The 21213-nt window shown below is 65.1% G+C and carries 17 protein-coding genes and 2 pseudogenes; 9 read left to right on the top strand and 10 right to left on the bottom strand.

All coding sequences use genetic code 11. From position 1 onward, the window contains the following. The 7 genes from RT582_RS18170 to RT582_RS18140 all read left to right on the top strand — a co-directional run bounded on the left by RT582_RS18170 (position 1) and on the right by RT582_RS18140 (position 5987). Entirely contained in the window at positions 1–459 is a 459-nt protein-coding gene (locus RT582_RS18170; RefSeq protein WP_023446219.1) for an Lrp/AsnC family transcriptional regulator, read from the top strand. Beyond that, positions 456–968 carry a siroheme decarboxylase subunit beta gene (gene ahbB / locus RT582_RS18165; RefSeq protein WP_014819177.1) on the top strand — a complete coding sequence of 171 codons (513 nt, stop codon included), beginning with the start codon at positions 456–458 and terminating at the stop codon, positions 966–968. Before RT582_RS18170 ends, ahbB (RT582_RS18165) begins: the two co-directional genes overlap by 4 nt. Continuing rightward, entirely contained in the window at positions 961–1404 is a 444-nt protein-coding gene (locus RT582_RS18160; protein ID WP_041016046.1) for an Lrp/AsnC family transcriptional regulator, read from the top strand. The genes ahbB (RT582_RS18165) and RT582_RS18160 overlap by 8 nt, the downstream gene beginning before the upstream one ends. Beyond that, positions 1379–1885, top strand: a complete 507-nt coding sequence (gene ahbB / locus RT582_RS18155) for a siroheme decarboxylase subunit beta (protein WP_014819179.1) — start codon at positions 1379–1381, stop codon at positions 1883–1885. The genes RT582_RS18160 and ahbB (RT582_RS18155) overlap by 26 nt, the downstream gene beginning before the upstream one ends. Before the next feature lie 268 nt (positions 1886–2153). Next, the gene (locus RT582_RS18150; RefSeq protein ID WP_014819180.1) at positions 2154–2594 is read left to right on the top strand and encodes a c-type cytochrome; all 441 of its coding nucleotides are present in this window, start codon (positions 2154–2156) and stop codon (positions 2592–2594) included. A 44-nt stretch (positions 2595–2638) separates the two neighbouring features. Further along, positions 2639–4063: a cbb3-type cytochrome c oxidase subunit I gene (locus RT582_RS18145; protein WP_015275765.1), complete on the top strand. Its 1425-nt coding sequence runs from the start codon at positions 2639–2641 to the stop codon at positions 4061–4063. A gap of 82 nt (positions 4064–4145) precedes the next feature. Then, a complete protein-coding gene (locus tag RT582_RS18140; protein ID WP_014819182.1) occupies positions 4146–5987 on the top strand; it encodes a nitric oxide reductase activation protein NorD in 1842 nt (613 codons plus the stop codon). Positions 5988–6173: 186 nt separating this feature from the next. Here the strand turns inward: RT582_RS18140 and malE are convergent, their stop codons facing one another. The 3 genes from malE to RT582_RS18125 form a co-directional block, all read right to left on the bottom strand. Further along, on the bottom strand, positions 6174–7415 hold the full coding sequence (gene malE / locus RT582_RS18135; RefSeq protein WP_031298088.1) for a maltose/maltodextrin ABC transporter substrate-binding protein MalE: 1242 nt from the start codon (positions 7413–7415) through the stop codon (positions 6174–6176). Between the two features lie 48 nt (positions 7416–7463). Further along, positions 7464–8387, bottom strand: coding sequence for a MalM family protein (locus tag RT582_RS18130; protein WP_313479028.1), 924 nt, complete (start codon positions 8385–8387; stop codon positions 7464–7466). A gap of 122 nt (positions 8388–8509) precedes the next feature. Beyond that, positions 8510–9802: a maltoporin gene (locus RT582_RS18125; RefSeq protein WP_179485738.1), complete on the bottom strand. Its 1293-nt coding sequence runs from the start codon at positions 9800–9802 to the stop codon at positions 8510–8512. A 387-nt stretch (positions 9803–10189) separates the two neighbouring features. Here RT582_RS18125 and mta point away from each other — a divergent pair. After that, positions 10190–10897: pseudogene (mta, locus tag RT582_RS18120) on the top strand (glucan 1,4-alpha-maltotetraohydrolase); the annotation flags it as partial. Between the two features lie 420 nt (positions 10898–11317). Here mta and RT582_RS18115 read toward each other — a convergent pair. From RT582_RS18115 to RT582_RS18095, 5 genes and pseudogenes are all read right to left on the bottom strand, one after another. Next, positions 11318–12796 (bottom strand): annotated as a pseudogene (locus RT582_RS18115) (RAD55 family ATPase). Further along, the gene (locus RT582_RS18110; protein ID WP_036991643.1) at positions 12793–13227 is read right to left on the bottom strand and encodes a hypothetical protein; all 435 of its coding nucleotides are present in this window, start codon (positions 13225–13227) and stop codon (positions 12793–12795) included. Before RT582_RS18110 ends, RT582_RS18115 begins: the two are co-directional and overlap by 4 nt. Positions 13228–13517: 290 nt before the next feature. Next, on the bottom strand, positions 13518–14633 hold the full coding sequence (gene malK / locus RT582_RS18105) for a maltose/maltodextrin ABC transporter ATP-binding protein MalK (RefSeq protein ID WP_313479022.1): 1116 nt from the start codon (positions 14631–14633) through the stop codon (positions 13518–13520). 82 nt (positions 14634–14715) lie between these two features. Next, on the bottom strand, positions 14716–16344 hold the full coding sequence (locus RT582_RS18100) for an alpha-glucosidase (protein ID WP_313479020.1): 1629 nt from the start codon (positions 16342–16344) through the stop codon (positions 14716–14718). A gap of 150 nt (positions 16345–16494) precedes the next feature. Continuing rightward, on the bottom strand, positions 16495–17043 hold the full coding sequence (locus tag RT582_RS18095) for a sugar O-acetyltransferase (protein WP_313479017.1): 549 nt from the start codon (positions 17041–17043) through the stop codon (positions 16495–16497). Between the two features lie 175 nt (positions 17044–17218). Here RT582_RS18095 and RT582_RS18090 point away from each other — a divergent pair, with 175 nt between their 5' ends. After that, on the top strand, positions 17219–17842 hold the full coding sequence (locus RT582_RS18090; RefSeq protein WP_313479014.1) for a glutathione S-transferase family protein: 624 nt from the start codon (positions 17219–17221) through the stop codon (positions 17840–17842). Between the two features lie 38 nt (positions 17843–17880). On the opposite strand, the gene RT582_RS18085 is transcribed toward RT582_RS18090, so the two are convergent. After that, a complete protein-coding gene (locus RT582_RS18085; RefSeq protein WP_278348822.1) occupies positions 17881–18309 on the bottom strand; it encodes a hypothetical protein in 429 nt (142 codons plus the stop codon). A gap of 136 nt (positions 18310–18445) precedes the next feature. Further along, positions 18446–21193: an HTH-type transcriptional regulator MalT gene (gene malT / locus RT582_RS18080; RefSeq protein WP_313479011.1), complete on the bottom strand. Its 2748-nt coding sequence runs from the start codon at positions 21191–21193 to the stop codon at positions 18446–18448. Between the last annotated feature and the right edge of the window lie 20 nt (positions 21194–21213).

The raw sequence follows: 21213 nt of genomic DNA, 5'->3' as shown, positions 1-21213 counted from the left end.
ATGCACATCGACGCCCTCAGTCGCCGCCTGATCGACCGCTACCAGCACGGCATGCCGCTGTGCGCCGAGCCCTACCGCGCCATGGCCGACGAGCTTGGCTGCAGCGAGGAGGAGGTGCTCGCCTGTCTCGAACAACTGCACGAGGGCGGTGGCCTGTCGCGTATCGGCCCGGTCTTCGAGCACAGCCGTGCCGGCGCCAGCACCCTGGTCGCGCTGGCCGTGCCCGCGGCGCGGCTGGAGCAGGTCGCGGCGCGCATCAATGCGTTTCCCGAGGTCAACCACAACTACCTGCGCGAGCATCGCTACAACCTCTGGTTCGTGCTGACCGGGCCGGATCGGCCACACATCGACCGGCTGCTGGCCGAGATCGAAGCCGATACCGGGCTGACACCGCTCGACCTGCCGATGCAGCAGGCCTTTCGCATCGACCTCGGCTTCCCGCTGGGAGATCCATCATGACCGGTTGTCTCAATGACCTGCAGGCGCTGCAGCTGCGCCGCCTGCTCGAGGGCGGGCTGCCGCTGGCCGCGCGGCCTTACCAGCGGCTCGCAGAACAGATCGGCAGCGTCGAGGAGCGGGTGCTGGAGCAGATTCAACGCTGGCAGGAAGAAGGGCTGTTCCGCCGCTTCGGCCTGGTGCTCAAGCACCGCGCGCTGGGCTTTCGCGCCAACGCCATGCTGGTGATGGACATCCCCGACGCGCAGGTCGACGAAGTCGGGCGACGTCTTGGCCAGGCTGCCGGAGTCAATCTCTGTTACCAGCGCCCGCGGCGTCTGCCGCAGTGGCCCTACAACCTGTTCTGCATGGTCCATGGCCGCGAGCGCGAGCAGGTCTGCCAGCTGATCGAGCGCCTGCTGGCGGACAACGGTCTGAGCGATGTACCGCATCAGCTGCTGTTCAGCACGCGGGCCTTCAAGCAGTGCGGTGGCCGTTTTGCACCGCCGCTGCTCGAGGTCGCCAATGGATGAATTCGACCGGCTGTTGATCAATCGTTTGCAGCATGGCCTGCCGCTGGTGCGCCACCCCTGGGAGGCGCTGGCCGAGGAGCTGGGCAGCACGTCCGTGGCCCTGCGCGAGCGGGTCCAGGCATTGCTCGACGACGGCACGCTGACCCGCTTCGGGCCGATGTTCGACATCGACCGGCTTGGCGGTGCCTTCACCCTGGCTGCGTTGTCGGTGCCGGAGGCGCGCTTCGACGAGGTTGCCGCTCAGCTGGAGGCGATGCCCGAAGTGGCACACAACTACCGCCGCGAACACCGCTGGAACATGTGGTTCGTGCTCGGCTGCGAGACCCCGCAGGGCATCGCCGAGAGCATCGCGCGCATCGAGGCCAAGACCGGCCTGGCGGTGCTGAATCTGCCGAAAGAGGAAACCTTCCATGTCGGTTTGCACTTCCCCGTCTGACGATGGGCTGACCCGCCGCCTGATCGAGCTGACCGAGGCCGGGCTGCCGCTGGTGGCCGATCCCTGGGCCTGGCTCGCCGGGGAGCTGGGCATCGACGTCGACGCCACCCTGGCGCTGCTGCAGCGGCTGCAGGCGGACGGCGCGATCCGGCGTATCGCGGCGATACCCAACCACTACCGCCTCGGCTATCGGCACAACGGCATGACCGTGTGGGACGTCGACGACGCCGAGATCGCGCGACTGGGTGCGCTGATCGGTGCCCAGCCTTTCGTCAGTCACTGCTATCGCCGACCACGGCAGGAGGGCTGGCCATACAACCTGTTCGCCATGGTGCATGGGCGTGATGCCAGTGACATCGAGGCCTACCGCAACCAGATTCGTGCGCTGCTGGGCAACGCCTGCCGGGCCAACGAGATGCTGGTGTCCAGCCGCATTCTGAAGAAGACCGGCCTGCGCCTGGCGACTCAACGCCGCGCCTGATTCTCGGCCTGCCGGCGCCCATCAGGGTGTCGGCAGTGTCCGCGAGCGATCGCCGCGCGGGCCACTCATATAGCCACGGTCACGCCGCCGAAAATGCAGGCCAGTGACCCGCAACGCGCTGCAGCCCCCGTGGCGTCTGGCTTCGCGCTCCTCCTGCAGGGTCTCCAGAAAGCCCTACTGCCACGTTCAGGTTTTTCTTGATTGCCATCAAGCAGGTTTCGATAGCGCCCTTCTTAAACTGGCCACGCCAAGCCATGAGGAGGCGACCATGTCCGAGACCTTCACCAAAGGAATGGCCAGGAATATCTACTTCGGAGGAAGCGTGTTCTTCTTCCTGGTGTTCCTCGGTCTTACCTACCACACAGAGCAGACTTTCCCCGAACGCACGAACGAATCGGAAATGACCGAAGCGGTAGTACGCGGCAAGGCAGTCTGGGAAAACAACAACTGCATCGGCTGCCACAGCCTGCTCGGTGAAGGCGCCTACTTCGCGCCGGAGTTGGGCAACGTGTTCGTCCGTCGTGGTGGTGAAGAGGCCTTCAAGCCCTTCCTGCACGCCTGGATGAAGGCCCAGCCACTCGGCGCCCCCGGTCGTCGTGCGATGCCCCAGTTCAATCTGACCGAACAGCAAGTTGACGATATGGCGGAGTTCCTCAAGTGGACTTCGAAGATCGATACCAACAACTGGCCGCCAAACAGGGAGGGTTGATTGATGGACGTCTTTGTTTCCGATTTCACTGGAGGGGCCACGAGATGAGCATCATCAATCCGCATCTCAAATTCCAATCGCAGGCCGTTGCCAAACCCTACTTCGTGTTTGCACTGATCCTGTTCGTCGGCCAGATCCTGTTCGGTCTGATCATGGGGTTGCAGTACGTCATCGGTGACTTCCTGTTCCCGCTGCTGCCATTCAACGTGGCGCGGATGGTTCACACCAACCTGCTGATCGTCTGGTTGCTGTTCGGCTTCATGGGTGCGGCCTACTACCTCATTCCCGAGGAAGCGGACCGCGAACTGCACAGTCCGAAACTGGCCATCATCCTGTTCTGGGTGTTCGCCGCGGCCGGCGTGCTGACCATTCTCGGTTATCTCTTCGTGCCCTATGCAGGGCTGGCGGAAATGACCAAGAACGAACTGCTGCCGACCATGGGACGCGAGTTCCTAGAGCAGCCGACGATCACCAAGATCGGCATCGTGGTGGTGGCCCTGGGCTTCCTCTACAACGTCGGCATGACCATGCTCAAGGGTCGCAAGACCGTGGTCAGCACGGTGATGATGACCGGTCTGATCGGCCTCGCGGTGTTCTTCCTGTTCTCCTTCTACAACCCCGAGAACCTGGCACGCGACAAGTACTACTGGTGGTTCGTCGTGCACCTTTGGGTGGAAGGCGTGTGGGAACTGATCATGGGTTCGATGCTGGCCTTCGTCCTGATCAAGATCACCGGCGTGGACCGCGAAGTGGTCGAGAAGTGGCTGTACGTGATCATCGCCATGGCTCTGATCACCGGCATCATCGGTACGGGTCACCACTTCTTCTGGATCGGCGCACCGACCGTGTGGCTGTGGCTGGGTTCGATCTTCTCCGCCCTGGAACCGCTGCCGTTCTTCGCCATGGTGCTGTTCTCGCTGAACATGGTTAACCGTCGTCGCCGCGAGCATCCGAACAAGGCCGCTTCGCTGTGGGCCATCGGCACCACCGTGACTGCCTTCCTCGGTGCCGGCGTGTGGGGCTTCCTGCACACCCTGGCTCCGGTGAACTACTACACCCACGGTTCGCAGCTGACTGCTGCACACGGCCACCTGGCCTTCTACGGTGCCTACGCGATGATCGTGATGACCATGATCAGCTACGCCATGCCGCGTCTGCGTGGCCTGGGCGAAGCACCGGATGCACGTGCTCAGCGCATCGAAGTCTGGGGCTTCTGGCTGATGACCATCTCCATGGTCGCGATCACCCTGTTCCTCACCGCAGCCGGCGTGGTGCAGGTGTGGCTGCAGCGGATCCCTGCCGATGGCGCTGCCATGTCGTTCATGAACACTGCTGACCAGCTGGCCATCTTCTTCTGGCTGCGTCTGATCGCCGGGGTGTTCTTCCTGATCGGCCTGGTCTGCTACCTGTACAGCTTCCGCCAGCGCGGTCGGGTACCGGTCGTAGCAGCAGCTGCCGCCGCGGCCTGAGACGAGTCGCAATGAGGATCGACGGCCCGACTGGTAACAGCGGGCCGTTTTGCTTTTTCAGTGCCTGCACGGAGTAACCGCCATGGCCTTTACCATCGAAGTGGAAGAGTGGGTCGGTAGTGTCTGGCACCGCTTCATCACCCGTCGCGCCAACCCGGATTTTCCGGAAGCACGGGTCGAGCTCGAGAGCATGCAGCGGCCGCTGTCGCTGCTGTTCCGCGCCATGGGTGGCGCCAGCGGGGTCGGCGTCGAAGCCGCCAGCGCGCGCGATCTGCTGCTCAGGCGCAACCTGCTGCAACAGGTCGCCGGGACCTGCAAGCAACTGCCGGTGGCCTGGTGCGACGCCAGCAACCTGCGGCTGCCGCAGAGCCTGGCAGTCTATCCGGAAGTCTCGCTGAACCAGGATCTGTATCGCTGGCTGGCGCTGCTCGCCGCGCAGGCCGGGCCGATGCGCCACTGGGCGCGCGACAACCAGCGCTGGACGCAGGCAATCCTTGAACATTTTCCGGCCATGCGCCCGCGCTATCAGCGTCTGGTCGAAGCCCATCTGCAGCTGCGCCCGGACCCGAGCCAGCTGCCCAAGGCCGAGGCCGCGCTGGAAGCGGCGCTATGCCAGGCCCTGCGCGAGCCGGGCAGCGTCAGCCAGTTTCCACGCAGCGAGCGCGCGCCCTGGCCGCTGCCGCTGTGGCTGTATCCGGCGGACAACCTCGGTGAACCCCAGGCTGCCCAGCGCGCCGAGGAAGGCGAGGGCAATCTGGAAACCCCGCCCGGCGGTGAGTCCCGTCAGCGCAAGCGCGCCCGGCGGGTGGACGAGAGCTCCAGCAAGGGCGGTCTGCTGCTGTTCCGTCTGGAGAACCTGTTCAGCTGGTCCGAGCACATCGAACTGGACCGCTGCGGCGACGACACCGAGGACCTCGACGCGGCCCGTGTCGCCGAGGATCTCGACGAGCTGGCCCTGTCGCGTCAGCGCATGCGCCAGGGCGGCGGGCTCAAGCTGGACCTGGACCTGCCGGCCGCGGATTTCGACGATGTGCCGCTGGGCGAAGGCATCAAGCTGCCCGAGTGGGACTATCGCAAGCAGTGCCTGCAGAAGGATTTCGTCAACCTGCAGCTGATGCTGCCGCGCGGCGCCGAGGCCAAGCCGTTGCCGCTGCACCTGTCGCCGCTGGCGCGACGTTTGCGTCGGCAGTTCGAGCACCTGCGCAACGACCGCCAGTGGCTGCGCCAGCAACCCCAGGGCTCGGAGCTGGACATGCAGGCCTGGCTCGATTTTCACGTCGAGCGGCAGAACGGTCAGTGCGCCGAACGTGGCCTGTTCATGGAGCAACGGCAGAATCGCCGCGACCTGGCCTGCCTGCTGCTGGCCGACCTGTCCATGTCCACCGACGCGCACCTGGACAACGAGCACCGAGTGATCGATGTGGTCATCGACAGCCTGCTGCTGTTCGGCGAAGCACTGTCGGCGGTTGGCGACCCTTTCGCGCTGTACGGCTTCTCCTCGCTGCGTCGCCAGCAGGTGCGCATGCAGGAGCTGAAGAGCTTCCGCCAGCCCTATGGCGATGAAACCCGCGGCCGTATCCAGGCGCTCAAGCCCGGCTATTACACCCGCATGGGTGCGGCCATCCGCCAGGCCACCGAGCTGCTCGGCAACTGCAAGCAGCGGCGCAAGCTGTTGCTGCTGGTCACCGACGGCAAGCCGAACGATCTGGACCTCTATGAAGGCCGCTACGGCGTCGAAGATACCCGCCAGGCCGTCATGGAAGCGCGCAAGCAGGGTCTGCTGCCGTTCTGCATCACCATCGACCGCGAGGCCGGTGACTACCTGCCGTACATGTTCGGCGCCAACGGCTACACCCTGATCAAGGAGCCGCAACAGCTGCCGTTCCGCCTGCCGCAGCTGTACAAGCAGCTGACCCAGTCGTGATCGCAAAGAGAAATGCACGATGTGCGTCGTATCGGAACGCTGGCGCCGTAGCGGGTGATCATCGCCGTCGCGAAGCGTATCGCCGCCCGGCCGGTCTGCAGCCCTACTGCAGCGAGGGCTGATGGGGTTGGGCGAACTTGGGGCGGCTGATCGAGCCCCGCCCCGTGCGCAAACCATGGCCATGCGTTATTTCTGCTCGGCCACATCAGGGCTCAAGGGGTAGTGGCGGCGGCGCCATGACTGCATCTGCGCTCCCTTTGCCAGTCGTTCAGCAATATGGGTAAGGGTTTCCGCAATGGGTTTTTGACCGTTGAGCATCGGCTCCATCCGCGGCGTGACCAGCGCCCAAAAGCGCTTCATCTCTGGGATGTCCGGCATGATTTCGCCCGCCTGTGCCGAGGCATAGGTGTGCGCTATCAGCGGGTCGTGACGCAGACGCTCCATCAGCGCCAGGTTGGCCACTGCGCCCAGAGGCTTTTCCGCGTGGATCCGCGCCAGGCCATCAGGGCTGGTCAGGTAGTCCTCAATGAAGCGATGTGCCGCGGCCTTGTTCGGGCTGTTGCTGTTGATCGCAGCAGCGAGTACGCCAACAAACGGCTTGCCTTTGCGTGCTGGGTCGGCGGTGGGAATGTCGGCGATGCCGAAGCGGATATCGGCCTGACGTACTTCGTTCCAGGCCCAGGGGCCGTTGATGATCATCGCCGTACGTCCCGCCTTGAAGCCCTCCATCATGCTCTGGTAAGTAGCGCCGGAGTCCAGGGTCTGGTTGTCGAGCAAGCGCTTGATCGACTCCATGCCCTCGATGGCGCCGGGGGTGTTCAGGCCGATGTCAGAAAGGTCGTAGATGCCGTTCGTTTTCTTCAGGCTGTAGCCGCCGCTGCCGGCGATGATCGGCCAGGAGAAGTAGAGGTTGCGGTAGTCCCATTCGATGGCGCGCTTGCCCTCGGCACGTAGTCTCCGGTCCAGCGCCTCGACCTCCGCCAGGCTGCTGGGTGGCTCGGGCACAAGGTCGCGGTTATAGATCAGGCCGACCACCTCGGTCGCCAGCGGATAACCGTAGTAATGATTGCCGACGGTCATCGCTTCCCAGGCGAAGGCTGGTGCACGCGCCAGGGCTTCCGGACTGGGGGTGACCGGCGCGAGCAGGCCATTGTTGATCCAAGAACCAAAACGATCATGGGCAAAGATGACGATGTCCGGCCCCTTGCTGGTCGTCGCCAGCCGGTCGAACTGGACGGCGAGATCCTCGGGGGTGGCGACGGTGACTGGAATGCCGCTGGCTTTGCTGAAGTTCTGGCCGATTTCGCCCAAGGCGTTGTAGCCCTTGTCCTGGTTGATCCAGATCGTCAGGGCATCGCGCTCTAGCGCCAATGCGGGAGTGTTGAGAAGTATGGTCAGGAGGATCAAGGCAGATCTTATAGTTGTCATCGCTGCATCCTGCGTTGTGTCGGGGCGTCCGAGCCGCCCCGTGTGCGGTCACTTAATCTGGATGCGCTCCAGCAGATACCCCTTGGCGCCGCTGTCACCCACTCGCGTCGCTTCGTCGGCCAGACGCAGCGCGCGTTCGAGGTCCTTCTGCGCCAGCGCCGCATCGATCGCCTGGCGGTAGTACGCCGAGGTCTCCGGCAGCACCGTCGTCGCCGGCGCGGCGGGCAGTTCGTTGCCCATCTCCTGGCCGATGCTGTAGCCCGGTACGTAGCCCTTGGCGGTCGAGCCGGCGGCGCTGTCGGGGATCATCACCAGCCGGATCATGCCTACTGGCGAGTGCTTCGCCACCGGGTCGGGGATGCTCGGCGGCTCGTTGCCCAGCGCCTTGGCGTAGGCCTTGGCCGGGTGCTGCAGCACGGTCTGGCCGGCCATCTGCGCGTCGCTGGTGTAGAGGATCAGGTAGCGCTCGTTGCCCGGATGATCGGGCTGCGAGCGATCGATGCGCAGGTGCGCGTCGAGGCTGTCGCCCTTGAGCCCGGTCGGCGGTACATAGGCGAAGTCGTCACCATCCAGCAGGCGGGTCGGACGCATGCGGCTGTCGAGCAGCATGGCGTTGGGCGCCAGCACGCTGCTGCCGGCCTGGCTGTAGAGGCGGATCTCGAATGATGGACCGCCAGCTGGCAGCGTGAAGGCGCGCAAGAAGCTCTTGCCGGTTTCGAAGTTGTAGGCCGGCGCCTGTGTGTTGATCAGCACGTCGCCGGTGAAACCGGCCTCGAGTGGCTGGAAGGGCAGCTGGTCGATACTGCTGCAGCAGGTCGGTGCGGCGGCCAGCGCATCACGCGCCTGCTCGACCGAATGTTGCAGCGGCGCCGGGGTGGCAGTGAGGGCGTCGACCCGGCGCAACGGCTCGCTGCTGCAGCCGGCAACCGTCAGGGCGGCTAGCCCGGCGGCAAGAAATAACATCCGATGCATGGTGGTTCTCCGAACAAAAAATGCCCCGACCTGCCAGCGTCGGGGCAAAGGCACCGTCTGGACGGTGGGAGCGGAAGGGGAGCCGTCGCGGTCGGTCCGCGACGGCACTTAAACGTTGCGGCTTACCACCAGGCTTCGGCCTGCACGCCGAAGGTCAGGCCGTCGTCGTCGCCGGCATCAATGGACTCGCTGGCCGCCTGGTAACGGCCGCCGTCCCATTTGGCGTAGGTGGCGAACACGCGGATCTGCGGGCGCGCCCAGAAGCTGTTGCCGGCCGACCACTGCTGGGCGAGGGTGAGCTTCTTCAGGTCGCGGCTGCGTTCGCCGTCGGCCTGCGGATCGACGCGGTCGTAACCGAACTCCAGCGCGGTGCTCATCACGTCGCTCCACTTGTACACCGGGCGCACGCCGAAGCTGGCCCAGGTCTGCCCGGAGTCGTTGTCGAAGTCGCGGTCCTCGTAGATCTGCACGTACATCATCTCGATGTTGTCGCTCAGGCCCACCACGCCCTGGTTGACCAGGCGGAACATCTTGCCGTCGCTGTTACCGGTGCTGTTGCGCCCGCTGCTGCCGATGATGCCGTCGGTGCCGTATTGCAGGGCGAGCTTGTTGTAGCCGCCGAACCAGTCGCTCTGGGTGTGCTCGAGGGTGACCAGATGACCCTTCTGGTCCTCGTAGCCGGGGTCGCGTTCTTGCTCGTCGGTGAGGTTGGCCTTGCCGTAGTCGTAGCCGATTTCCAGCTTGCCGCCCGGGTTGACGTCGATCTCAGCGAGGCGGAAGTCGAGGGTGTCGTTGGCCAGGTTGGTGCCGGTGCCCGAGCCCTGATAAACCCAGTCGCCGTCAGTGTTGCGGATCCACGCCACGCTGGCCTTGGCGAAGCCCAGGTCGATGTCCTCGATACCGGCGCCGGGGCCGGAGACGTCCCAGTAGTAGTAGTCGTTGATGTGCACGTCGTGGCGCTTGTAGTAGCGCTTGCCGGCCCAGATCGCCGCGCCCGGCAGGCTCGGGATGAGGTTCTTGCCGACCACGTTGAACTGGCGAATGGAGGTGGTGCCGGCCTCGTCGAAGGGGTTGTTCTCGCCGCCGTCGGTATCGGTGCCGCCGGCTTCCCAGTCGTTACCCTGGTCGGAGCGGTAGGCGATCATGCTGTCGACGTAGAAGCTGCGGTTGCCTTCGCTCCACACCTCCTGGCCGAGGCCGATCTCGGCGTACGTTTCGCATTCGTTGCCCAGACGATATTTCGCCGGAGCGCCGGCGGCCTGGAAGCAGGCCTGGTCGCCGCCGCCGGCCGTGGCGCCGACGCCCGAACGCAGATAGCCGTGGAAATCGACCGCCAGGGCCGGGCCGCCGACCAGCAGGGCGGCAAGCAGGCAGGCGGGTTTGAGGACGAACAGAGGGTGCGTGGTGTGCTTCATGACGAGGTCCTTGTTTTTCTTGTTAATGCCGAATCGATCACGCCGTCGCTGCCAGCCAGGGGCGGCGCAGCTCGGTGGCAGAAGCCTCGGGGAAAGGGCAGGGAGCGGCATCCTCCCGGCAGCGGATTTCGTTGGCGCAGGGTGAGGGCGTACCAGGGATGAGAACGGCGTAATCCCCGGGGCGGGGATGAGACGAGAGGGGCGCAGATGATTGCCAGGGGCCTTCGGCCTGGCCACTACGCCGCCTGCAACGGGGCGGGGGAGGTTGGTGACGGGGGCGCGCAGGGGCAGCCTGCGGGTGCCGGTCGAAGACCCGGCCGGCGTTCATCCTCGTCTGGCGGCCCTGCCGTCGGATACCCGAACAAGCACAAGAACCGGAGTATTGCGATGAGCCACATCCTGCGTGCCGCCGTATTGGCGGCGATCCTGCTGCCGTTGCCGCTGCAGTCAATGGCCGACCAGGCCGGCAAGAGCCCCAACGCCGTGCGCTACCACGGCGGCGACGAAATCATCCTCCAGGGCTTTCATTGGAACGTCGTCCGCGAAGCGCCGAACGACTGGTACAACACCCTCCGTCAGCAGGCCTCGACCATCGCCGCCGACGGCTTCTCGGCAATCTGGATGCCGGTGCCCTGGCGTGACTTCTCCAGCTGGAGCGACGGCAGCAAGTCCGGCGGCGGTGAGGGCTATTTCTGGCACGACTTCAACAAGAATGGCCGCTACGGCAGCGACGCCCAGCTGCGCCAGGCCGCCGGCGCGCTGGGCGGTGCCGGGGTGAAGGTGCTCTACGACGTGGTGCCCAATCACATGAACCGCGGCTACCCGGACAAGGAAATCAACCTGCCGGCCGGCCAGGGCTTCTGGCGCAACGACTGCGCCGACCCGGGCAACTACCCCAATGACTGCGACGACGGTGATCGTTTCATCGGCGGCGATGCGGACCTCAATACCGGCCATCCGCAGGTCTATGGCATGTTCCGCGACGAATTCGCCAACCTGCGCAGCGGGTACGGTGCCGGCGGTTTCCGTTTCGACTTCGTCCGCGGCTACGCGCCGGAGCGGGTCGACAGCTGGATGGCCGACAGCGCCGACAATCAGGCTGATGGGCGTTAGTGGGTTGCGCAGTTCATGGGCCACCATTGCGAGGATGTTCTTCTGCTGACTCAGTGCGCGCTCTGCGGTGGCATGCAGGTCTTGCGCGCTGAGGGCGGCGAGGACCAGTTGCGCGTTCGCTTCACGCAACTCTTGGTACAAACACTGATCCTCCAGGCGCGGGAGGGTTGCAGCGTCTGATTGCGCCAGCAGTATTGCCAGGACCAACTGCTGATTGGCCTCTATCAGTTGCTCGACCTGCTGGGTATCCGCCAGTCGATTGCTGGCGTCGCTCAACTGATTTTGCAGCGCGGCCAACACGGCCCGCGCCTCGACGGTCTTTTGCCCAAGCAGGAAGAGCTCGTGAGCGGCATTGGCCACCTCGCGCTCCTCCTTGCCGTCGTTTTCGCTCACGAGTCGGGCTCAAACATTTTTTATGTCCTGCGTGTGGCGATCCTGCACTCTGTTCGTCGGTCGGCCACCGAGCAGCCCTTCTTGATCCGGCAGCATGTCGCGAATCTGCAGGCCGTTTTCGTCGATGTGGTATTGGCGCAACTCATTGCAGTGCGCGCTGGCGCGTACCTTGACCACCGCCATGATGCGCAGCAAGCGGCTTTCCACTTCAATATAGCGCTGCACGATGATCGCGTCGGTCATGAACGCCGTACCGTAGGGGCTGAAGCGCAAGTCGGTGTAGCGATCCTCCAGCTCAGAGGTCATCAACACGCTGACCCCGGCCCCCGTCAGCGCCGTGACCATGCGCGACAACGACTCACGGAAGTCCTCCCGGAAGGTCGGCGCCAGCGCCAGTTCGAAGCCCGACAGCGAATCGATCACCACCCGGGTGGCGTTCAGCCGGCTGATCTCGCTCAGGAGCAACTGGACGACTTCGTCGATGGAAAGATCCGGGGCACGGCTGTCCACCAAACCTACCTGCCCGCTCATGATCAGGTTGGCCAACTTGGGATTCTGCGAGTAGCTGGGCCGCTGCTCGAATACGGCGATCACGCCGGTTTCGCCATTGCGCGCACCTTCGGCGAGAAAGGTCGCGGCCAAAATGCTCTTACCCGATCCCGACGGCCCTGCCACCAGCAACGAGTAGCCCCGAGGCAGGCCCCCGCCGAGCATTTCGTCCAGCTTGGGCACGCCCATTTTCAAGCGCTTGATTGGGTGCTCCGGTGGTGCCTCCACCGAGAAATTGGGGATTGCCGGGGCGAAGACTTTGACCCCCGAGGTGCTGATGCGGAAGGTGTGCAGCCCAGGCACTGTCGGCTGGCCGCGCATCTTCATGATCTCCATCTTGCGCACCATGGAATTGCGTTCGACGCTCTGGCGCAGCCAGATCAATCCATCGGCCACGGTGAAAATCGGATTGGTGTCGGTTTCGGTGAAGTACTCACCGATCAAAAAGGTCGTTGCCTGCCAGGTGGTCATCAACATGCCCAGTTGTTGGATGAACTGCGGCAGGTTGTTGTTCGGATTGTCCTGAGTCTGGCTGGCCAGCACCACGGAGCGGAATGAGTCGACGAACACCAGCGACGGGGAGTGCGCCTCGACTTCACTGACGATGCGCCGCAGCACTTCGTCCAGATCGCCAGCCAGGGTGTCGTCGGCCAGGTTGATTTAGCGAATCGACCGGTTTATCGCTTCACTGTCGAAGAAGTGGAACTGCTGCTGATAACGCAGCATCTTCAGCGGCGGCTCGCCGAGCACGGTGAAGAACAGCGCCGGGCGTTCAGGCGTCGCCAGGGAAAACATCATCTGGTGCGCGAGGGTGGTTTTGCCGCAGCCAGGCGGACCGGCAATGAGGTTGAACGAAAACTCCGGAAGGCCTCCGCCCAGCACCTCGTCCAGTCCTGGCACGCCGGTGGCCAGACGGTTGATAGCTACTTTGGTGCTCATGGCGAATTTTCCTGCGAAGGGGTTTCACTCAAAGAAGGCTGCCACACGCCACGAAGCAGACGTGCGGTAAGCGAGGGCCCGATCAGCGTGGTCAGCAGCTCGTAGAGAGTAGTCAGCAACATCTCACCGAAAAACTGCGCGTCGGTTTCGTCCTGCTCGACGAGTACGGTTTTGAGTTCAATCAGATCCATCGGCGTCTGCAAGTTGTCATATGTGCAGGCCAAACGAGGATGGGTGGATGCACACAGATGCAGGCTGCGGCGATAAAGCGCGATCACGCCTTGCTGACCAATGATGGGCGTAAGGGCTGCGCTTATATCCTGCAGTATCGCGACGATCGCTTCGGCAATTCGTGCAGTGTCAGCATCGGGACCAGCACGGTGCGCCAGAGAAGCTACGATCTGGCGGCTCTCTTCGCTTAGCGTGGACATGGCTGACTACTATCTGATGAGCAGAGCCCGATGGTACACCCTATAGCGCGCTATCGAGTCTCCATCGGGCGCAGCATTGCAAACGCGGTGTTTGCGGAGGGTGGGTTGGGGCGAAGGACAACGCCGGCAGGCACCGCCCCTAGCGTTGCGCCCCTGGGTTCAGACGCCTGCAGCAAGTGCAGCGCGAAGCCTGCCCTACTCCCTGATTGGCGCGGCTGCGTGGTTGCCGCCCGCAGCGACTGAGCTGCCCTATCGCAGCCCTGCCCTGGCAGGCGCAGCGCATGAACCAATCATCCGTAAATCGCCGGCTCCCGATAGTGCCGGGTGCACGCCTCGCCGTTCTCGCGGAACAGGTGGCATTTGTCGGCCTTGAGGCCGGCGGCGAAGGTTTCGCCTTCGGTGACGCGCAGGTTGCCGTCGACGCAAAGGGTGATCACGTCCTGCAGGCGTTCCAGCGTGAGGTACAGCAGGTTGTACTGGCCCAGCCGTTCGGCCACGGTGATCTGGCCGTGGAAGGTGAAGTCGGCCTCTTCCGGCATGACGAAGTGTTCGGGGCGGATGCCGAGGGTGAGCGAGTCGCCGGGGCTCACCGCGCTGCCGTCCACCGGCAGGGTCAGTGGGTAACCGCTGGGCAGCTCGATGGTGACGGCTTCAGGGCTGGCGGAAATGGCCCGCACCTCGACGAAGTTCATTTGCGGCGAGCCAAGAAAGCCAGCCACGAAACGGTTCTTCGGGTAGTGGTACAGATGCAGCGGTTGGCCGACCTGGGCAATTTCGCCGGCATTGAGCACGACGATCTTATCGGCCAGGGTCATGGCTTCGACCTGATCGTGGGTCACGTAGATCATGGTGGAGCGGATGCGCTGGTGCAGGCGGGCGATCTCGATGCGCATCTGCACGCGGAGGAAAGCATCGAGGTTCGACAACGGTTCGTCGAAGAGGAAGACCTTCGGCTCGCGGACCATGGTGCGGCCGATGGCGACGCGCTGGCGCTGACCGCCGGAGAGGTCCTTGGGTTTGCGTTCGAGCAGCTTGTCCAGCTGGAGGATTTCCGCGACCGCTTCCACCCGGCGCTTGATTTCACGCTTGTCGACACTGGCGAGCTTGAGGCCGAAGGCCATGTTCTCAGCCACGGTCATGTGCGGATAGAGCGCGTAGGACTGGAACACCATGCCCACCGAACGATCCTTGGGCGGCAGGTCGTTGACGCGCTGGTCGCCGATCAGCAGATCGCCCGAGGTGATGTCCTCCAGCCCGGCGATCAACCGCAGCAGGGTGGATTTGCCGCAACCGGATGGGCCGACGAAGACGACGAACTCACCGTCCTCGATATCCAGGTCGATATGCCGGGTAATGGGCGTACCGTCGTAACTCTTGCAGATGTCGCGCAGCGTGACACTGGCCATCGTGGTTGTTCTCCGTTGGATGTCGCCAATCTCTCGTTATCTGGTGCAGCGGCGGGTCAACCCCACCGCTGCCGACTCTCCCTCAACCCGCGAGCCGCACATAGCCGAAGCCGTGGGCCGGCAGCCGCGCCCAGTGCCCATCGTATTCGGCGAAGCTCGCCGGTACGTCCACCAGCGGCACTGCCTGCGCCGGCAGCTCGTAGCTGCGTGGCACGTCGCCGAGGTTGAACAGGCATAGCCAGACTTGCTCGCCGTGGCGCCGCTCGAACACCAGCAAGGCGTCGTCATGGTAGACCATGCGGATGTCGCCCTCGATCAGCAGGCGCTGCTCGCGCCGCCAGCCAAGAAAGCGCCGGTAGCAGTTGAGCATCGAGTGCGGGTCGGCATCCTGCGCGGCCACCGACAGCGAGCGGTGCGAGTCATCCACCGGCAACCACGGCTGGCTGCCGGTGAAGCCGGCATGATGCGCCTCGCTCTGCCAGGGCATCGGCGTGCGGCAGCCGTCGCGGCCCTTGAATTCCGGCCAGAAGGTAATGCCGTACGGATCGACCAGATCCTCGTAGCGCAGTTCCGCTTCCGGCAGGCCCAGTTCCTCGCCCTGATAGAGGCAGACACTGCCGCGCAGGGACAACAGCAGTGCCATCAGCAGCCGGCCGCGCTCCGGGTCGGGCCGGCCGTTGAGGGCCCAGCGCGTCATCACCCGCACCACATCGTGGTTGCCCATGGACCAGCACGACCAGCCGTCAGCCAGTTCGCGCTCGATGCCCTCGACGGTATGCCGGATATAGGCCGGGCTGCACTGTTCGGTCAGCAGGTCGAAGGAGTAGGCCATGTGCAGGGTGTCGCCGCCGCTGGTGTAGGCGGCCATGGTGCGCAAGGATTCGTCGCAGCCGATCTCGGCCACCGAGGAGGCGCCGGGATAGCGTTGCAGCAGGGCACGCAGACGGCGCAGGAAGTCCATGTTTTCCGGCCGCGTCTTGTCGTAGATATGGCGCTGGTAGGCGTAGGGGTTGTCGACGCGCACGCCGATGCTGCCTTCGCGAATCTCGGTATTCGCCGGGTTGTCGCGCAGCTCGGCGTCGTGGAAGTAGAAGTTCGCTGCATCCAGGCGGAAACCGTCCACGCCCAGCTTGAGCCAGAACTCCATGTCTTCGAGCACCTGATCCTGCACGGCCGGACAGTGGAAATTCAGGTCCGGCTGGCTGGAGAGGAAGTTGTGCAGGTAGTACTGCCGGCGCCGACTGTCCCAACTCCAGGCCGGACCGCCGAACACCGACAGCCAGTTGTTCGGCACGGTGCCGTCCGGCTTGGGATCGGCCCAGACGTACCAGTCGGCCTTGTCGTTGTCGCGGCTGGAACGGCTTTCGACGAACCACTGATGCTGGTCGGAAGAATGGTTGAGCACCTGGTCGATCAGCACACGCATGCCACGTTCGTGGCAGGCCTCGACCAACCGGACGAAGTCGTCGAGGGTGCCGAACAGCGGATCGACGCCGCGGTAGTCGGCGACGTCGTAGCCGAAATCCTTCATCGGCGAGGTGAAGAAGGGCGACAGCCAGATGGCGTCGACGTTGAGGCTGGCGATGTAGTCCAGCTTGTGCAGCACGCCGGGCAGGTCGCCCACGCCATCGCCGTTGCTGTCGAAGAAACTACGTGGGTAGACCTGATAGATCACCCCGCCGCGCCACCAATTCTGAAGTTGCTCGGACATACAACGTTACCTATGAGTGACCAGTGAAGATGTGGCCACTCTAGGTGCGGCATCCGGTCGCAACATCCTCCGGCGGCGGGGTCTTGCAGGCGTAAGGGTCGGGCGTAGACGGCGCGCTGGCCGAGGGCGTAGACGGCGACAGCGAGCCGGTCAGCGCATTCGCGCCGGATTGCCGACTACCGTGGCACCGGCCGGCACGTCACGGGTCACCACACTGCCGGCGCCGATCACCGCATCGTCACCGACCGTCACGCCGGGGAGGATGATCGCTCCGCCGCCAATCCAGACATTCTTGCCAATACGGATCGACCGGCCGAACTCGACGCCCGAGCGGCGTGCTTCAGGGTCACGCGGGTGATCGGCGGTGTAGAGCTGCACCGCAGGACCAATCTGCGCACCGGCACCGATATGCACCGCGACCACATCGAGAATCACGCAGTTGAAGTTGAGGAAGGCGCCCTCGCCCAGGTGGATGTTGTAGCCGTAGTCGCAATGGAACGGCGGGCGGATCACCGCGCCGGCACCGACCGCAGCCAGCCGCTCGGCCAGCAGCGCCCGACGCTCGTCCGGCGAGGCCGCCAGCGCTGCGTTGTAGCGCACCATCCAGGCCTTGGCCGCGGCCTGATCGGCAAGGATCTCCGGGTCACCGGGGTAGTACAGCTCGCCGGCCAGCATCTTCTGTTTCTCGCTCATCGCCATGGCAACGCCTCCATCTCTGAAGGCCCGAGGGTGCCACAGCCTGGCGCTGCGCTCCTCCTCCCCCGCCCGGCGGCGAGCGGGCGAGGCGATAGACGGTTCGGCCCGGCGCCTTCGCATCCACCGGCGGGCTCGACTAGGGTTGATGCACTGCCCAATCGCCTCTGGAGCACTGCCTGTGAAACTGATCGGTCGCTACATGTCGCCTTTCGTCCGCCGCGTCGGCGTCAGCCTGCATCTGTTGGACATACCATTCACCAACGAACCGCTCAGCGTCCTGACGGATAGTCTGAAGATTCGCGGATACTCGCCGCTGGGTCGCTTGCCGGCGCTGGTGCTGGACGATGGCCAGGTGCTCATCGACAGCAACGCTATCCTCGATTATTTCGATCAGCAGGCGGGCGCCGAGCGCGCACTGCTGCCGCTGTCCGGCCCCCAGCGCAGCGAGGCGATGAACCTGCTGGCCTTCGCCGTCGGTGCCTGCGAGAAAACCGTGGCGGCGTACTACGAACGCGATCGGCGGCCGGAAGGGCTGGTCTGGGACGACTGGTACCGCCATTGCGAGGATCAGGCGCGCGGCGCGCTGGCGTTGCTGGACGCACGCCAGGCCGAGCGCGGCGAGCGACCCTTGCTAGGCGAGCGCATGAGTCAGGTGGATATCAGCGCGGTGGTCGCCTACGACTTCGCCCGCCTCACCCTGCCCGACACGCTGGCGCCGGACGGCGCCTTTCCGCATCTGGCCTCAGCCTCGCAGCGCGCCAACGCCCTGCCCGCCTTCGCCCAGACGCAGTGGAAGGGCTGAGCGGAGTCCTGACGCAGCACAGCCCGGTCGCCACCCGCTCAGCGCGGCGCGCGTACCTGGGCCACCACCTCGTCCAGGGTCGGGTTGGCCTTGCCCATGCCATTGAAGAACACCGCCGGAATGCCACCGTTTAGCACCGCGACGGTGCGCTGGAGCTGGGCCTGCTGTTCGGCGTCGGGGTTGGTGGTCTCGGTAGTGAAATGACTGGAACGCTGCACTGCGATGCCCAGGCGCGACAGCCCGGCCGCCAGCTCGTCGGCGCGCCGCGCTGCGTCGGAAGGGCAATTGACCGGTGCGAAGACCATCACCACACCCGGGCGCGCGCCACCGGGCATCGCCACCGAGATGAACCCCGAGGGGCTACTTGTCGTGCCTGCCTGGAGCAGCATCTCCTGCTGATGGCCGCTCCACAGCTTGTAGCCGAGGCCCAGGACGGCGGCGATAAACAGCACGCGGGTCAGGCTCATGGGCGGCCTCCGTCGTGCTGTACTGCGCCCGGCGCGCGCCGGGCGGTTCGATGAGCTGTCGTCATCATCCGCCACATCCCTGTTGTGCTGTACGGCCCGCGAGCATAGCCGGTCGCCTCGGCGGCGGCGAGCGGCGCTAGTCGCCCTGAATCTTGCTCAGCAGGTCGCGCGCCAGCTGCACCGCTTCGCTGCGGTGGGTGATGTTGAGCTTCTGGTAGAGGCTGCGGATGTGCGTCTTGATGGTGGTGGGCGCAACGTTGAGGTGATCGGCGATCTGCTCGTTGGACTGCCCGGCGTGGATCAGGCTCAGCACCTGCCATTCGCGCCGGGTCAGCGGTGAGCGGCGGATCAGCTCCGGCACGTCGGGGCGATTGATGATGTCCTGGATCACCGCCTCGTCGAGGGTGATGCGGATGGCGCGGCTGAAGTCGCGCTGCTGCTGCGCCAGCTGGATCAGCCGCGTGGCGCGCTGGGCTTCCGGTTCGTCGAGGGTGCGCTCGTGCAGCAGGCACTTGAGCATGCCGATGATCGGCTTGCCGACCCGCAGGAAGCTGCCAACGGCGCCGCTGCCACTGGCCAGGGTCATGGCCCGTTGCAGGTGATCCAGCGCCTGCTGGCGTTCTTCACGCAGCCAGTGCAGCTGCGCCAGAAGGATGTGGTTGCGGTTGCGATCCATCACCAGGCCGTGGCGCTCGGCGTCGGTCAGCAACTGGCGCAGGATCGGCAACGCGCTGTCCAGCTGCCCCAGCGCCACGTGGGCACGGGCATGGTTGCGCGCGTTGAGCTGGGAGAAGTGGTTGGCGCCGGCGCTGACCGGCGGCGCGCTGATCAGCCATTGGCGAATCGCCTCACGATCCTGGCTGGAATCCCAGTAGGCGAGCATCACCGCATGGGCATTGGCCAACCAGTCGATGTGGTAGCGGTCGTCGGCAAGCATCGTCTGCATCTGGCTGATGTAGTCGGCACAGGCGTTCTGCTGGCCGCGGGCGTAGGCGACGCCGGCCAGCAGTGCGTGGCTCTGCAGGCGCCAGCGCTGGTCACCAAGTTCGTCGAGAATCTGGATGCCCTGCAGCGCGCACTGCTCGGCAGCATCCAGCTGGTGCCATTCCAGCAGCACCTGGCCGCGCACCCGGTAGATGAACTCGACGATCGGCGTGGCCTGCAGGTTCTGCTGCTCGATGTACTGGATGGCCCGTTCCTGCAGGGTATAGGCCTTCTGCAGGTGGCCCTGGGCGATGGCGATCTCCGATAGCTGGCCGAGGCTCCAGACCACCAGATGCGAGGCGTTGATCTCGCGGGCTCGGCGTTCGGCTTCCTCGTACTGCTTCTGCGCCTGCGGCAGTGCACCCTGGACGAAATGCACCTCGGCCAGGCCGGACATCGCCGCCACCCGCGAGGTGCGCATGATCAGCGGCTCGCAGGTCAGCGCCTCCTGGGCCAGGGCGATCGCGCGCTGCTCGTCGCCCTGGTTCATCGCCACCTGCGCGCGCACCGCGTTGAACTCGCAGACGATGCGCGCCCAGTCCTGCTCCGAGCAGCTGCGCTGCAGAGCCAATTCGGCGGCCTTGAACCAGCGCTCGACGTGATCGAACTGGTAGGAGTTCTGTGACACCCAGGCCTGCAGGAGCGTGAGCAGCGGCGAGCCGGCGATCACCGGCTCCGGCAGGGTTTCCAGGCACTGCTGCAGCAACCCGAGACGCCCCTGACGATAGAAGGCACGCCCATGGCGCTGCAGGATTTCGGCGACCTGTTGCGGGTCGCCGGCCTGCACCGCGTGCCGCGCGGCTTCCTCGGGCATGCCCTCGGCCAGCAACGCCTCGGCGGCGCGCAGATGCAGCTGGTTGACCCGCTGCGGCTGGTGGGTGCGCAGCTCGCCCTGCAGGAACACGGCGAACAACGGGTGATAGCTGTACCAGCGACGCAGGCTGTCCAGCGGCTGGATGAACAGGCCGCCGCGTTCGAGCCGTTCGAGCATCTCGCGACCGTGGCAGGCTTCGGTCAGGCGGTCGGCCAGCGCCGCATCGAAGCGGTCGAGCAGGCAGGTCGCCTCGAGAAAGCCGCGCAGGTCTTGCGGCAGGCCGTCGATCACCTGTTCGCGCATGTAGTCGCGGATATCCGGGTGGCCGAGCAGCAGATTTTCCAGGAACAGGTCCATGCCACGGCTGGTCTGCACTTCCTGCAGCGCCAGCTGCAATGCGCAGGGCCAGCCACCGATGCGGCGGTTGAGCCGCTCGACCTGCTCGCGGTTGATGCTCACCGGCACGCCCAGCTCCAGCAGGGCCTGCACCTCGTCGTCCTCGAAGGCCAGCTGGCGGGCATCGAGCAGCAGCAGCTGATGCTTGACCCGCAGCTCGGCCACGCCCAGCTCCGGCAGCCGGCGGCTGCACACCAGCAGGGTCATCCAGCTGGGCATATGCCGCAGGAAGAAACGCAGCCCGGCGATCAGCTCACGCTCGTGCAGCACCTCGAACTCGTCGAGCACGATCAGGATCGCCTCGTGCTCGCCTGGCAGCTCGGCCAGCAGCTGGGTGAACAGCGCGTCCAGCGAGACCTGGCCCTGCTCGGCGAGTGCCGCGGACAGCGGGCAGCCGGCATCGAGCTGGCGGTCCAGCGCCTGGGTGAGGTAGCGGCCGAACTGCAGCGCCAGGTTGTCGCTGGCATGCAGCTGCAGCCAGGCGACGCGTCCATCGAAGGCCCGCGCCCATTGCGCTGCCAGGGTGGTCTTGCCGAAGCCGCTGGCGGCGTGCAGCACGGCCAGGCGTACGTGCGGCAGGCGCAGCTGCCACTCGTCCAGTCGCGGGCGTTCGAGCAGGCCCGGCGGCAGCATGGGGATCGCCAGTTTGGTGGGGATCAGCGGCAGCAAGGCTGGCATCGAGGCATTCATGGACGGCTCCCTGTTCTCGT

This window comes from Stutzerimonas kunmingensis, from assembly GCF_032106285.1.
Taxonomy (GTDB): Bacteria; Pseudomonadota; Gammaproteobacteria; order Pseudomonadales; family Pseudomonadaceae; genus Stutzerimonas; species Stutzerimonas kunmingensis_B.
The sequence above is the reverse complement of the archived record's forward strand: the minus strand, read 5'-3'. Positions and strand labels throughout refer to the sequence as shown.

What these genes read in the sequence shown, in the direction of transcription:
- RT582_RS18170 (WP_023446219.1), top strand. Translation starts at nt 1, where the DNA reads ATGCACATCGACGCCCTCAGTCGCCGCCTGATCGACCGCTACCAGCAC.
- ahbB (WP_014819177.1), top strand. Translation starts at nt 456, where the DNA reads ATGACCGGTTGTCTCAATGACCTGCAGGCGCTGCAGCTGCGCCGCCTG.
- RT582_RS18160 (WP_041016046.1), top strand. Translation starts at nt 961, where the DNA reads ATGGATGAATTCGACCGGCTGTTGATCAATCGTTTGCAGCATGGCCTG.
- ahbB (WP_014819179.1), top strand. Translation starts at nt 1,379, where the DNA reads ATGTCGGTTTGCACTTCCCCGTCTGACGATGGGCTGACCCGCCGCCTG.
- RT582_RS18150 (WP_014819180.1), top strand. Translation starts at nt 2,154, where the DNA reads ATGTCCGAGACCTTCACCAAAGGAATGGCCAGGAATATCTACTTCGGA.
- RT582_RS18145 (WP_015275765.1), top strand. Translation starts at nt 2,639, where the DNA reads ATGAGCATCATCAATCCGCATCTCAAATTCCAATCGCAGGCCGTTGCC.
- RT582_RS18140 (WP_014819182.1), top strand. Translation starts at nt 4,146, where the DNA reads ATGGCCTTTACCATCGAAGTGGAAGAGTGGGTCGGTAGTGTCTGGCAC.
- malE (WP_031298088.1), bottom strand. Translation starts at nt 7,415, where the DNA reads ATGACAACTATAAGATCTGCCTTGATCCTCCTGACCATACTTCTCAAC.
- RT582_RS18130 (WP_313479028.1), bottom strand. Translation starts at nt 8,387, where the DNA reads ATGCATCGGATGTTATTTCTTGCCGCCGGGCTAGCCGCCCTGACGGTT.
- RT582_RS18125 (WP_179485738.1), bottom strand. Translation starts at nt 9,802, where the DNA reads ATGAAGCACACCACGCACCCTCTGTTCGTCCTCAAACCCGCCTGCCTG.
- RT582_RS18110 (WP_036991643.1), bottom strand. Translation starts at nt 13,227, where the DNA reads ATGTCCACGCTAAGCGAAGAGAGCCGCCAGATCGTAGCTTCTCTGGCG.
- malK (WP_313479022.1), bottom strand. Translation starts at nt 14,633, where the DNA reads ATGGCCAGTGTCACGCTGCGCGACATCTGCAAGAGTTACGACGGTACG.
- RT582_RS18100 (WP_313479020.1), bottom strand. Translation starts at nt 16,344, where the DNA reads ATGTCCGAGCAACTTCAGAATTGGTGGCGCGGCGGGGTGATCTATCAG.
- RT582_RS18095 (WP_313479017.1), bottom strand. Translation starts at nt 17,043, where the DNA reads ATGGCGATGAGCGAGAAACAGAAGATGCTGGCCGGCGAGCTGTACTAC.
- RT582_RS18085 (WP_278348822.1), bottom strand. Translation starts at nt 18,309, where the DNA reads ATGAGCCTGACCCGCGTGCTGTTTATCGCCGCCGTCCTGGGCCTCGGC.
- malT (WP_313479011.1), bottom strand. Translation starts at nt 21,193, where the DNA reads ATGAATGCCTCGATGCCAGCCTTGCTGCCGCTGATCCCCACCAAACTG.